This is a genomic window from Streptomyces sp. ISL-87, assembly GCF_018614095.1.
Lineage (GTDB): Bacteria > Actinomycetota > Actinomycetes > Streptomycetales > Streptomycetaceae > Streptomyces.
Map to the genome: position 1 here is coordinate 26,085 of NZ_JAGGOY010000142.1, position 10,637 is coordinate 36,721.

Annotated in this window: 11 protein-coding genes, 2 tRNA genes and 1 pseudogene; 6 read left to right on the forward strand and 8 right to left on the reverse strand. The window is 74.1% G+C overall.

The window, feature by feature from the left end; genetic code table 11:
• The first annotated feature begins 261 nt into the window (after window positions 1-261).
• Complete coding sequence (locus J7I97_RS36795; RefSeq protein WP_214944395.1) at window positions 262-738, forward strand: GNAT family N-acetyltransferase; 477 nt, start codon at window positions 262-264, stop codon at window positions 736-738.
• A gap of 157 nt (window positions 739-895) precedes the next feature.
• Here J7I97_RS36795 and J7I97_RS36800 read toward each other — a convergent pair whose 3' ends face one another.
• Together J7I97_RS36800 and J7I97_RS36805 are read right to left on the reverse strand one after the other, a co-directional pair.
• Entirely contained in the window at window positions 896-2,119 is a 1,224-nt protein-coding gene (locus J7I97_RS36800; protein WP_251059516.1) for a hypothetical protein, read from the reverse strand.
• Window positions 2,119-2,709 carry a DUF4365 domain-containing protein gene (locus J7I97_RS36805; protein WP_214944397.1) on the reverse strand — a complete coding sequence of 197 codons (591 nt, stop codon included), beginning with the start codon at window positions 2,707-2,709 and terminating at the stop codon, window positions 2,119-2,121. The genes J7I97_RS36800 and J7I97_RS36805 overlap by 1 nt, the downstream gene beginning before the upstream one ends.
• A 221-nt stretch (window positions 2,710-2,930) precedes the next feature.
• On the opposite strand from J7I97_RS36805, the gene J7I97_RS36810 reads away from it, so the two are divergent.
• Complete coding sequence (locus tag J7I97_RS36810; protein ID WP_214944422.1) at window positions 2,931-3,656, forward strand: 3'-5' exonuclease; 726 nt, start codon at window positions 2,931-2,933, stop codon at window positions 3,654-3,656.
• Between the two features lie 98 nt (window positions 3,657-3,754).
• Here the strand turns inward: J7I97_RS36810 and J7I97_RS36815 are convergent.
• Both J7I97_RS36815 and J7I97_RS36820 read right to left on the reverse strand, forming a co-directional pair.
• Window positions 3,755-3,826 (reverse strand) — tRNA-Val (locus tag J7I97_RS36815).
• A gap of 39 nt (window positions 3,827-3,865) precedes the next feature.
• The gene (locus J7I97_RS36820) at window positions 3,866-4,366 is read right to left on the reverse strand and encodes an SRPBCC family protein (protein ID WP_214944399.1); all 501 of its coding nucleotides are present in this window, start codon (window positions 4,364-4,366) and stop codon (window positions 3,866-3,868) included.
• An 89-nt stretch (window positions 4,367-4,455) separates the two neighbouring features.
• Here J7I97_RS36820 and J7I97_RS36825 point away from each other — a divergent pair, with 89 nt between their 5' ends.
• On the forward strand, window positions 4,456-6,879 hold the full coding sequence (locus J7I97_RS36825) for an SCO7613 C-terminal domain-containing membrane protein (protein WP_214944409.1): 2,424 nt from the start codon (window positions 4,456-4,458) through the stop codon (window positions 6,877-6,879).
• Window positions 6,880-6,926: 47 nt separating this feature from the next.
• Here J7I97_RS36825 and J7I97_RS36830 read toward each other — a convergent pair.
• Window positions 6,927-6,998, reverse strand: a tRNA-Val gene (locus J7I97_RS36830).
• A 57-nt stretch (window positions 6,999-7,055) separates the two neighbouring features.
• The gene (locus tag J7I97_RS36835; RefSeq protein WP_214944411.1) at window positions 7,056-7,502 is read right to left on the reverse strand and encodes a TIGR02611 family protein; all 447 of its coding nucleotides are present in this window, start codon (window positions 7,500-7,502) and stop codon (window positions 7,056-7,058) included.
• Between the two features lie 177 nt (window positions 7,503-7,679).
• Here J7I97_RS36835 and J7I97_RS36840 point away from each other — a divergent pair, with 177 nt between their 5' ends.
• Window positions 7,680-8,093, forward strand: coding sequence for an SsgA family sporulation/cell division regulator (locus J7I97_RS36840; protein ID WP_030011909.1), 414 nt, complete (start codon window positions 7,680-7,682; stop codon window positions 8,091-8,093).
• Between the two features lie 228 nt (window positions 8,094-8,321).
• Window positions 8,322-8,876, forward strand: a pseudogene (locus J7I97_RS36845) (CGNR zinc finger domain-containing protein); the annotation flags it as partial.
• 45 nt (window positions 8,877-8,921) lie between these two features.
• On the opposite strand, the gene J7I97_RS36850 reads toward J7I97_RS36845, so the two are convergent.
• Both J7I97_RS36850 and J7I97_RS36855 read right to left on the reverse strand, forming a co-directional pair.
• Window positions 8,922-9,095, reverse strand: a complete 174-nt coding sequence (locus J7I97_RS36850; protein ID WP_214944415.1) for a hypothetical protein — start codon at window positions 9,093-9,095, stop codon at window positions 8,922-8,924.
• A 69-nt stretch (window positions 9,096-9,164) separates the two neighbouring features.
• Window positions 9,165-9,620 (reverse strand): hypothetical protein, encoded by a 456-nt coding sequence (locus tag J7I97_RS36855; RefSeq protein ID WP_214944417.1) that lies wholly within the window; start codon window positions 9,618-9,620, stop codon window positions 9,165-9,167.
• A 257-nt stretch (window positions 9,621-9,877) separates the two neighbouring features.
• Here J7I97_RS36855 and J7I97_RS36860 point away from each other — a divergent pair, with 257 nt between their 5' ends.
• Window positions 9,878-10,372: a DsbA family protein gene (locus J7I97_RS36860; RefSeq protein WP_214944418.1), complete on the forward strand. Its 495-nt coding sequence runs from the start codon at window positions 9,878-9,880 to the stop codon at window positions 10,370-10,372.
• Window positions 10,373-10,637 lie beyond the last annotated feature (265 nt).

Below are 10,637 nucleotides of genomic sequence, written 5' to 3' on the forward strand. Positions count from 1 at the left end.
TCCTGACTCAGGGGGTGCGCGAGCGAACACTGCGCGGCTGAATCGTACCGAGCCGAGTGGCCGCGCCGCGAAACGGTTAACGACGGCCGGTCCAGGTCGGTCCTGTGCGGCCTTCCCGCCGGGCGGCGGTGGCGCCCACGGGCGCGCCGACGGAGCCTGCGGGGCCCCCACCCGCCCCTCCCCGTCCCCGGCCGCGCCCGGACCGTACCGTGGGGCCATGCCCCGCCGACTCCTCCCGATCCTCCCGAAGGGAGCTCGCCGATGCCGAGCGCACTCGTCCGGCCGCTCGACCTGACCGACGACACCACCGCTGCCGCCGTGCACCGGATCGGGCGGGCCGCGTACGCGGTGGAGGCGGAGCTGATCGGCTTCGACGGCATCCCCGCCCTGCACGAGAGCCTCGCGGAGATGCGGGCGCGGCCGCTGAGCTGGCTGGGGGCGGTCTCCGAGGGCGGGGAGATCGCCGGCTTCCTCGCCTGGGAGGAGGAACCGGACCGCACCATCTGCGTCGACCGGCTGTGCGTGGCCCCGGTGTGGTTCCGCCGGGGCGTGGCGTCCCTGCTGCTGCGTCACCTGCTGACCGAGGTGCTCCCCGACCGCGCGGTCACGGTCACCACGGGCGCGGCGAACGCACCTGCGGTGACGCTGTACGAACGGCTGGGCTTCACCCGCGGCGCGGACTTCTCCCCCGCGCCGGGCCTCCGCATGGCCTCTTTCACGCTCCCGCACCACCGCTAGTGCCGTGACCGGCATCTGGGGCTCCGCTGGGGCCTCCAGCGCCCGATCTCGCGGTCGGGCCAGGTGATGCGGCGCCGCTGCCGGGCTCTGCCCGGACCCGCGCCTCGAACGCCGGCGAGGCCTGAATGTTGCCCCGGCAGCGGGGGCGCGCCCGCGGCTACTCGTCGGCGGTGAGGACCTCCGACGGTTCGAAGGCCGCGTCCAGGGACTTCATCAGGCGGTCGCGCTCGACCTCGTCCAGGGGGACCGGGGTCACGTCCGTGGTGTCCGTCAGCCGTCGGAAGCCGCCCCGTCGCTGGAGGCGGCCGCTGACCCGGATCGGCAGGCCCACCAGGTGGGCGTGGCCCGCCACCCGGTACGCCTCATCGTCCAGCTCGGCCCGGATCGACGACACCTCCGCCCCGGCGAGGACGCGCAGCCGGACCGTGCCTCCGCCGCCCGGCGCGGAACGCCGCATCCGGACCACCGCGCCCACGACCCGGACCAGGACCGCCGGCTCGTCCCGGGTGTACCGGGCGGCCGCCTCCCGTAGCACCGGCAGGTCGCCCGGCGAGAACTCCACCGGCTCCGGCCGCGCCGCGCACCCCGCGGGGACCCCCGCCGCGGGCGCCCACGCCAGCGCGATCCGCGCTCCCTCCGAGCCCCGCACCAGCGCGATCACCGCATCGGCGAGCTCCCGGCTGACCCCGGCCTCCACCGCCGCGTCGAAGGCGTCCATGCCGCCGGTGGCCCGCTGGTAGTCCACGGCCTCACGCGCCGCGTGCAGCGCGTGGTGCAGTCGCGTCATCATGCCCCGGCCGCCGTCCACCGGAACGTACGCGGTCAGCCGCCGCCCACCCGGCTGCGGCCCCACCAGCACCCCGTCCAGCGCCCGTTCGGCCTGTCCCCGGTGCCGCGCCCCGTAGTACCCGGCCCGCGCCCGGTCCGCCAGTGCCCCGGCCAGCAGCAGGCGCCTCGCGGCCGAGCGGAGCCGCTCCTGCGCCGTCCACCCGGCCTCGCCCTGGAATCCGTACGGCCCTTGTGGAATCTCCCGCTCCCAGCGGATCTCGTCGCTCGGCACGCTCAGCCCGTACAGCACCTCCCGCGCCGAGGGCACCGCGCTGCGCGAGAGCGCGGTGAGCGCCTCCTCCAGCAGGTCCGCGCAGTCGGGGAAGGTCCGGCTCTCGGGGACTAGCAGGCTGGTGCCGGAGCCGCCCGGCAAGTTCCCGGCGGGCGGTGTCCAGCGCCCGTACCGCCCGGCGGCCCCGCCGCGCCGCAGCCAGCCGTGCCGGTGCAGCAGCGCGCCCAGCACCGCCGGGTCGACCTGCGCGGGATCGGGCGTACCGGCGTCCGTGAACTCCGGTGACGTCAGCGGCTCCAGGTGCGGTGAGTGCCAGTTCATCAAGGTGTCCCTCCCGACCCGACCCGGGTCATGATCTCGCACAGCGCCCGGTCGTCGAAGATCCGCGAGGTCGGGATCCGTACGGTGGTCCGGCGCCGGCCGGTCACGGGGTGTCCGGCGAGGTTGGTCCAGTAGCAGCAGTGCCGCAGGTCGAGCCGGTCGTGCCCGGCGGCCAGCCACTGGTCGCGCTCCCGCGGGACGAGCATCACGACCAGGATCTTGTGGACGGCGACCGGGGTGCGGGCCAGTTTCACCAGGTGCTCGTTGTCGAGGGTGAAGGCGAAGGTCGGCCCGGCCGGCCTGGGCGGTATCTGGTACGTCGCCTTCAACTGCACCTTGATGGTGACCTCATCGTCGACGACGTGTTCGGGGGCACCGTGGCTGACGTGCCAGTCGATGCCGTTGTCCGGGAAGGGCTGGGATAGCGAGCAGCCGGCCGCGGCGGCGACGGCGTGCAGGTATCCCACCTGGAGGGTCTCCATACAGGCGGTGGTGGCGAGTGTGCCGCGCAGCGGTCCGGTCCGCGCGTCGGTCCGCGGATCGATCTGCAACGCCGGCACCCCGCCCGGTTCGGGCTGCGCGAGCGCCATGGCCGGCTCCCCATGCCTTGTGGGCTCTGCCGATTCGAGGGTGTGGGGTGACGACCGGTCATGTGTGCGGCCCCCCATGGAAGTTGTCTCCGCACCCGGCTGCCCGCAAACGGCGTACGGCGCAAACAGCCCGGGTATCACGGATTCGGGCGAGGGTGGCACGTTCCGCGGCTGCGGTGCCGGGTGCGCCCCATCTGCCGACCGGGGACGAGGAGTTCGCCATGACGCGCTGGTACGAGGGCCCGCTGGCCGCATTTGACACCGAGACGACCGGGGTGAACGTCGAGCAGGACCGGATCGTGTCCGCCGCGCTCGTCGTGCAGGAGTGTGCGGGCGGCCGGGTCCGCTCCACCCGCTGGCTGGTCAATCCCGGCATTCCGGTCCCCCCGGGGGCCACGGAAGTGCACGGTCTGACCGATGAGCACCTCCAGCGCCACGGGCGGTGGCCCGCGCCGGTGGTGGAGGAGATAGCCCGCGCGCTGGGGGAGCAGCTGGTGGCGGGCCGTCCCGTGGTCGTGATGAACGCGCCGTTCGATCTGACGCTCCTGGACCGGGAGTTGCGCCGGCACCGGGCGTCGTCACTGGCCCGGTATCTGGACAACCGGCCGCTGACGGTGCTGGATCCGCGGGTGCTGGACAAGCATCTGGACCGCTACCGCAAAGGCCGCCGGACGCTGACGGACCTGTGCGCGCACTACGGGATAGAGCTGGAGGGCGCGCACGACGCCGCGGTCGACGCGTTGGCCTCGCTGGAGGTCGTACGGGCGGTCGGGCGCCGGTTCGCGGCCCGGCTGGAGCGGCTGACGCCGGGCGAACTGCACACGCTCCAGGCGGTGTGGCATGCGGCGCAGGCGCGGGGGCTCCAGGCGTGGTTCGCGCGCCAGGGGACGCCGGAGCCGGTGGACCCGCACTGGCCGCTGCGGCCGGAGCTGCCGGCGGCCGCGTAGAACGGGCCCCGGGGTGGCCGCATACGGGGAGGCCGTACATACGGAAGGCCGTACATGCGGAAGGCCGGTCCGTCATCAGACGGACCGGCCTGTCCCGGTGGGCGATACTGGGATCGAACCAGTGACCCCTTCGGTGTGAACGAAGTGCTCTCCCGCTGAGCTAATCGCCCGGGAACGGGTTGAACAATACAAGAGCCATGGGGTCTGGTTCAAACCGCTTCGGGCGGACCGGCCAGCCGGGCGGCGAGACCGCGCCTCCCGGCCCGCATCATCAGGGCGTGGTTGAGCCGGAACACCGGCCGCGCGGGCGGCGAGAGCCGCCGCATCAGCGGGTGGCGCACCTCGACCTCCTGCTCGTACAGCGCCCGCGTGTGGTCGCCGCCCGGGCCGCCGCGCGGCCGTACGGTCCACCGCGCCCAGCCGTAGAGGTCGCCGCCCAGCGCCACCTCCAGCAGGCCGCGCCCGGGATCGCGGAGCCGTTCCGTGGCGGTCACGCGGATCTCGTACGGGAGGACCGAGCGGATGTACGCGGTGCCGGTGCGCTCGTCGACCGGTTCGACCCGGCGGACCTGGCGCCACCAGCTCGGGTACTCCTCGACCTGCTCCAGTGCGGCGTAGACGAGGGCGGGCGGGGCGTCGAGGTCCCAGACGCTGCGGAAGCGGTAGCGGCTCCAGCGGTCCCAACGATCCCGGCGATCCCAGCGGTCCATGACCCCAGTCTGGCGCGTGGCCGTACTCAGCGGGAGATGAGTACGCGCACCCATGTCCTGACGGCGTGACGGGCGCCACACTCCGGACTATGAACAACCTCTTGCCGCCGGACGCGGAGCTGGCGGCCATCGATCGCGAACTGGCCCAACTCGACGCCCGGCGCGTGTACTTGCTCGGTCGCCGCGAGTGGCTGCTGCGGCAGCGGATCCCGCTGCCGTGGGCGCCCCCCGCGGCCTCGGGACAGCCGGTCGAGGCCTCGGGTCCGAGCGCGCAGAACGTGCTGCTGGCACTGGGCGCGGTGCTCCTCGCCGTGGCCGCGCTGGCGTTCACCCTGGTCAGCTGGGGCTCCCTGGGCATCGCCGGGCGCTCGGCGGTGCTCGCCGTCGTCACCGCGGCGGCGCTGGGCACCCCCGCGCTGCTGCTGCGCCGCGGGCTGCGGTCCACGGCCGAGTCGGTGGGGGCGGTCGGGCTGCTGCTGACGGTGCTGGACGCGTACGCGCTGTACGCGGTCGTCCTGCCGGACACCGACGGAACCGCGTACGCGGCGGGGGCGGCAGCGGTGCTGGCGGCGGCCTGGGCCGGCTACGGGTCGGCGCTGCCGCAGCTGCGGATCCCGCTGCCGGCGGCGCTGCTGGCGGCGCAGCTCCCGCTGCCGCTGGCCGCGCTGGCCGCGGAGGCGGGCCCGCTGGAGCTCGGCTGGGCCCTGCTGGCGACGGCCGCGCTGGACACGGCGCTGGCGGTGCTGGTGGCCGGGGCGCGGCCGGCGTGGATCCCGGCGGCCGCGTGGGGTGCGGGCGCGCTGCTGACCGGTATCTCGGAGTCGGTGGTCGCCGGTTCGGCGGCGGACGCGCTGGCTCCGGCGGCCCTGCTGGCGGCGGTCGCCGCGCTCGGTGTGGCGGCGGCCTGGCGCGAGCCGCGGGCGTCGGCGGCCGCCCTGGCCGGCGCGCTGGCGGGGGTGGCGGCGCTCGGCGGCACGGCACGGCCGGGGCTGGACCCGGGCTGGGCGGTGGTGGTGTACCTCTCGGTGGCTCTGCCGCTGCCGGCGGCTGTACGGGTCACCGCGCTCCCGGCGTCGGTACGGCGCGGCCTGACCCTGGCCGGGGCCGGGGTGGCCTCCCTTGCCGCGCTGTGGGGCCTGGCAGCGGCGCTTCCGCCGCTGGCGGCCCGCCTGCGGGTGCTGGAGGAGGTCTGGGCGGTGACGACCCCGCCCGTGGAGCGGTACGGGGCAGGGGCGGCGGTGTCCGTGGCACTACTGCTGACGGCGGGGGCGGCCTGGTGGCTGGCCCGGATGTTCCCGAGCCGCCCGGAGCCGGGCGTCCTGGCGGTGGTACTGGGCTGGGCCGGGCTGTTCACGGCCCCGGTGCTGCTCGGCTTCCCGGTGGCGGCGGCGCTGGGGGCGCAGCTGGCGGTGACGGCCGCCGCGGGCGCCCTCGCCCTGCGCGCCACGTCCCCCGGCGGGATCGCCGCCGCGGCGGGCGCCGCCGCCGGAGCGGGGAGCGGGCCCATTGACGGCCGGGCGGGCGTGGCTCAGGCCCCCGCCCTGCTCGCGCCCTCCCACGTCGGGATCGCCGCCGGGGTGTGCGCCCTTGTGGGAGCCCTGAACGCGTCCCTGGCCGCCCTGGACGGGCGCACGGCCACCTTCGCGGTGTTCGGCCTGCTCGGCGTGGGCTGTGCGGCCGGAGCGGCGTACGGGGCCGCTCCCCGGTGGGCCCGGTACGGGGCGGCGGCGCTCGCCGTCGGGTACGCGGTCGCGCTGGCCGCCGCCCTGAGCGCGGTGCTGGATCTGGCGGTGTCCTGGTGGGCGCTCCCCGTGCTGGCGGTGGCGGCGGCGGTGGCCGCGGCGGGGCCCCGGCTGGGCCTCGTACGGGAGCCCGCCGAGGCCGGTGCGGTCGCGGCCGGGGTCCTGGCGGTGCTCCTGGCGGTCCCGGATCCGCCGGTGCTGGCGCTGGTCCTGGCGCTGGCCGGGGTGGTCTGCACGGGCGCCGCGGTACGGGCCGACCGGCGCGCCCTGGGCTGGGCGGCCTGGGCGCTGTTCGCGGCGGCGGCCTGGGTCCGGCTGGCCTCGGCCGGGGTGAGCGTGCCGGAGGCGTACACGCTGCCGGTGACGGTGCCCGCCCTGGCGGTGGGACTCCTGCGCCGCCGCAAGGACCCGGCGGCCTCGTCGTGGACGGCATACGGGCCGGGCCTGGCCGCGACCCTGCTGCCGAGCCTGGTCGCGGCCTGGGGGGACCCGCACTGGCTGCGGCCGCTGCTGCTGGGCCTGGCCGCGCTCGCGGTGACCCTGGCGGGCGCTCAGCGCCGCCTCCAGGCCCCGCTCCTGCTGGGCGGCGCCACCCTCGCGGCGGTGGCGCTGCACGAGCTGGCCCCGTACGTCGTCCAGGTGGTCGGCGCCCTCCCCCGCTGGCTCCCGCCGGCCCTGGCGGGCCTGCTGCTGCTGACGGTGGGGGCGACGTACGAGAAGCGCCTGCGCGACGCCCGCCGGCTGCGCACGGCCTTCGGCAGGCTCGGATAACGCCAACGGCCCGGAGACTCAAAGAGTCTCCGGGCCGTTGGTCCGGGTGGGCGATACTGGGTTCGAACCAGTGACCCCTTCGGTGTGAACGAAGTGCTCTCCCACTGAGCTAATCGCCCGGACGCACCGCAAACATTACCGCATGTCAGCGGTGCTCTTTGACCATGCCCGGCCGATCACTGGCTCTTGATGTTCCAGGGCATGACGACGCCGTACTTCCACAGGTAGATCCCGATCAGGGCGCCCGCGACGACGAGGCCGATGCTGGTCAGGATGATGTTGCGACGGCGGACCCTGGGGTCCATCGCCCTCTTCGCCGCCTCGGAGACCTTGCGCTTGGTCCAGCGCAGTACGAGCTGGGCCCAGACGAACTCGGTCGCCCAGATCGCCATGCCGCCGAAGATCACCAGCCAGCCGGGGCCGGGCAGGGGCAGCATGATGATGCCGCCGACCACGACGGCCAGGCCGATGATGAAGACCCCGACCTGCCAGCTCAGGTGCAGTGTCCTGCGGGCTTTGATGAACTCCGGCGCCCGGGATCCGAGCGGCGCTTCCTCCGCGGCGGACCCGGCGGACTGCCCGGTGGCGGACTCATTGGTCTCGCGGTCACTCCCCGTATTCATGCTGCCGAATCTACCGGAGCCGGAAGCACACGTGAATGCTGCTTTGGATCCGCCGTCCGAGGGACCCAGAGGTCCGCAAAACGGTCAGAGGGGTTTACAACGGCACCGTAGGTGGCATGTCGATTTCGCCGACGTGCGAATCCCCGAGCGCACACTGAGCGAAAGGCCATGGCGCTTATGAACACCACGGTCAGCTGCGAGCTGCACCTGCGCCTCGTTGTGTCGAGCGAGTCCTCACTGCCTGTTCCCGCGGGCCTGCGGTATGACACGGCCGACCCCTACGCCGTGCACGCCACCTTCCACACCGGCGCCGAGGAGACGGTCGAATGGGTATTCGCCCGCGACCTCCTCGCGGAGGGTCTCCACCGGCCCACCGGTACCGGCGACGTCCGCGTCTGGCCGTCCCGCAGCCACGGTCAGGGCGTCGTCTGCATCGCCCTGAGCTCACCGGAGGGAGAAGCGCTGCTCGAAGCACCCGCCCGAGCACTCGAGTCGTTCCTCAAGCGGACGGACGCCGCGGTCCCACCCGGGACCGAGCACCGGCACTTCGACCTCGACAAGGAGCTCTCCCACATCCTGGCCGAAAGCTGAGCCAGGCCTACTGGGGGCACCACCCAGCGGTAGCTGGGGGCCGCTCGGCACCGTCCGACTCGGGGCGACGGTGCGGGACGGACAACCACATACGGCAGTGTCGGCGCTGTCCACGCGGGAGCCGTCCGCGCGGGCGGCGCCGGTGCGCTTTTCGGGCGACCAGCTAGAGTCGGCCACCAGCGGCGGCACTGGCCCGTCGCCGCAGGCCCGGCTCTTGAGGGAGACCCCGTGCAGATCCCCCACGACACCCGTCGCGCGCTCGACGTCGTCGTCGCGCTGGTGAACACCGCGGCCGAGCCGGACCAGCCCGACGGCCTGTCGGACATCGGGGCGCTGCGCGGCTTCGTCCAGGAGTACGCGATCAGCGACGTCGGCGAGCTCAGCGCCCGCGACCTCGCCGGGGTCCGTACGGTGCGCGGCAAATTCGCCCAGGTCTTCGCTGCACCGAACTCGCGTGCGGCGGCCGCGCTGATCAACGAGCTGGTCGCCACCGCGGGCACCACCCCGCAGCTGACCGACCACGACGGCTACGACTGGCACGTGCACTACTTCGCGCCGGGCGCGTCGGTGGGCGACCACCTGGCGGCGGACGGCGGCATGGCGCTGGCCTTCATCGTGGTGTCGGGCGAGCAGGAGCGGCTGCGCCGGTGCGAGGCCCCGGACTGCCGCAGGGCCTTCGTGGACCTCTCCCGGAACCGGTCGCGGCGCTACTGCGACAGCCGGACCTGCGGGAACCGGCTGCACGTGGCGGCGTACCGGGCCCGGCGCAAGGAGGCCGACGCGCACGACACGCACGCCGGATCGCACGTGGAGCCGCACGCGCACGGGTCAGAGGACGTAGAGATCGTGCACGGCGGCGAGCAGCAGCAGGGTGCCGATCACCGCTAGGAAGATCATCAGGGGCGGCTGGGAGAGCGCGAAGAGGCAGCCTCGCGGCTCCTCGGCGACGGAGGCGGGGGCCGGCGCGGGAACCGACGGCTCACCCTGCGATGTGTCGAGCATGTCGGGGCGATGATGACGCAGTGCGCCGCCGTTCGCCCGTCAACACGCCAAGATCTCCGCGGGAGTTCGTCAGATCCCGTGTTTCCTCAGAATCGCTTCGATGTCGGAGAAGTCATCCCCGGGGGTGGCCGGGGCGCTCTTGCCCTGGGCCGGCTGCTGCCGGGACCCGGCGCCCAGCGAGGGCGCGGAGGCGGCCGGCGCGACGGCATCCCGCACGGCGCCGCCCTTCGCGGCCTTGGGCGCCTTGGCCGGCTTCTCGGATGTGCCGAGGCGGCGGCGCTCGATGGCACGGGTGGTCATGAACAGCATCCAGGCCACCGCCAGCAGTCCGAAGCCGATCCAGACCGATGGCTTGAAGACGATCCCGGACACCCACTCCACGACGCCCGTCATCACCAGACCGACCGGCACCAGCGCGTACGCGGTGATCCGAACGGCGGCGAGGAAGCGCTTGCGGTACGCGGCCACCGCGGCGATGCCCAGGCCCGCTGCGGACACCGCGGAACATATGGTCTCGGCGAGCATTCGGTCCTCCAGGGCGGTGGTGTCTGTCGGGATGTCTGTTCGGGTATCTGTCGGGTGTCTGCCGGGTGAGTGCCGGGTGCCTGTCAGGGCTGGGCGATCTGCCCCTTCCATCCATCCTGCACCGGACACGGCCGCGTCGGCCATGGCCGGAGCGGAACCCGGGCCGATCTCCGGGACATCTCCGGGTCGTTTCTCCTTCCCAGGTCCCGGTCGGTGCGGGTGCGCGGCGGCCGGGGCACTGCTGGGAGACTGTCCGTATGACCGATTCCGTGATCCTCGACGTCTGGTGCGAACTCCAGTGCCCGGACTGCCACAGCGCCCTTGACGACGTACGCGCCCTGCGGGCCCGCTACGGCGACCGGCTGGACATCCGGCTGCGCCACTTCCCGCTGGAGAAGCACAAGCACGCCTTCGCGGCCGCGCAGGCCGCCGAGGAGGCCCTGGACCAGGGGCAGGGCTGGCCGTACGCGGAGGCCGTGCTGGCACGCACCGCGGAGCTCGGCGAGCGCGGCGAGGCCGTGCTGCTGGACGTGGCACGTGAACTGGGTCTGGACGTCGAGGAGTTCGACACCGCGCTGATCGACGGCCGGCACATCCTGATCGTCGACGCCGACCAGGCCGAGGGCAAGGCCATCGGCGTGACCGGCACCCCGACGTACGTCATCGACGGCGAGCGCCTCGACGGCGGCAAGAGCCAGGACGGGCTGCGCGCCCGTATCGAGGAGATCGCGGACCGCCTGCTCGCCGGCTGAGCCCTCCGGGGCCGGCCGCTAGTGCCGTGACCGGCAAGGTTCACCGGGTCGCGACGCTCCCCCAGCTACCGCTGGGAGGTGCCCCCAGGCACGGCACCTCGCCGCGTTGTCGGACCACGCAAGTACGTCGAGTACGAGCCGCGGCCCTCCGCCTTGCGATGCACCGCACCGGACGCCGCGCCCCGGCAAACCTTTCCGGCCACGGCACTAGCGCCCGTCGTTCTCCGAGCGGCGGGCGAAGCGCCACAGGATGTGGGTGACGCGG

Bases quoted from the DNA above. Each gene is read 5' to 3' on its own strand.
- J7I97_RS36795 (WP_214944395.1), top strand. From the start codon at position 262: ATGCCGAGCGCACTCGTCCGGCCGCTCGACCTGACCGACGACACCACC.
- J7I97_RS36860 (WP_214944418.1), top strand. From the start codon at position 9,878: ATGACCGATTCCGTGATCCTCGACGTCTGGTGCGAACTCCAGTGCCCG.
- J7I97_RS36805 (WP_214944397.1), bottom strand. From the start codon at position 2,709: ATGGCGCTCGCGCAGCCCGAACCGGGCGGGGTGCCGGCGTTGCAGATC.
- J7I97_RS36825 (WP_214944409.1), top strand. From the start codon at position 4,456: ATGAACAACCTCTTGCCGCCGGACGCGGAGCTGGCGGCCATCGATCGC.
- J7I97_RS36820 (WP_214944399.1), bottom strand. From the start codon at position 4,366: ATGGACCGCTGGGATCGCCGGGATCGTTGGGACCGCTGGAGCCGCTAC.
- J7I97_RS36835 (WP_214944411.1), bottom strand. From the start codon at position 7,502: ATGAATACGGGGAGTGACCGCGAGACCAATGAGTCCGCCACCGGGCAG.
- J7I97_RS36855 (WP_214944417.1), bottom strand. From the start codon at position 9,620: ATGCTCGCCGAGACCATATGTTCCGCGGTGTCCGCAGCGGGCCTGGGC.
- J7I97_RS36840 (WP_030011909.1), top strand. From the start codon at position 7,680: ATGAACACCACGGTCAGCTGCGAGCTGCACCTGCGCCTCGTTGTGTCG.
- J7I97_RS36810 (WP_214944422.1), top strand. From the start codon at position 2,931: ATGACGCGCTGGTACGAGGGCCCGCTGGCCGCATTTGACACCGAGACG.
- J7I97_RS36800 (WP_251059516.1), bottom strand. From the start codon at position 2,119: ATGAACTGGCACTCACCGCACCTGGAGCCGCTGACGTCACCGGAGTTC.
- J7I97_RS36850 (WP_214944415.1), bottom strand. From the start codon at position 9,095: ATGCTCGACACATCGCAGGGTGAGCCGTCGGTTCCCGCGCCGGCCCCC.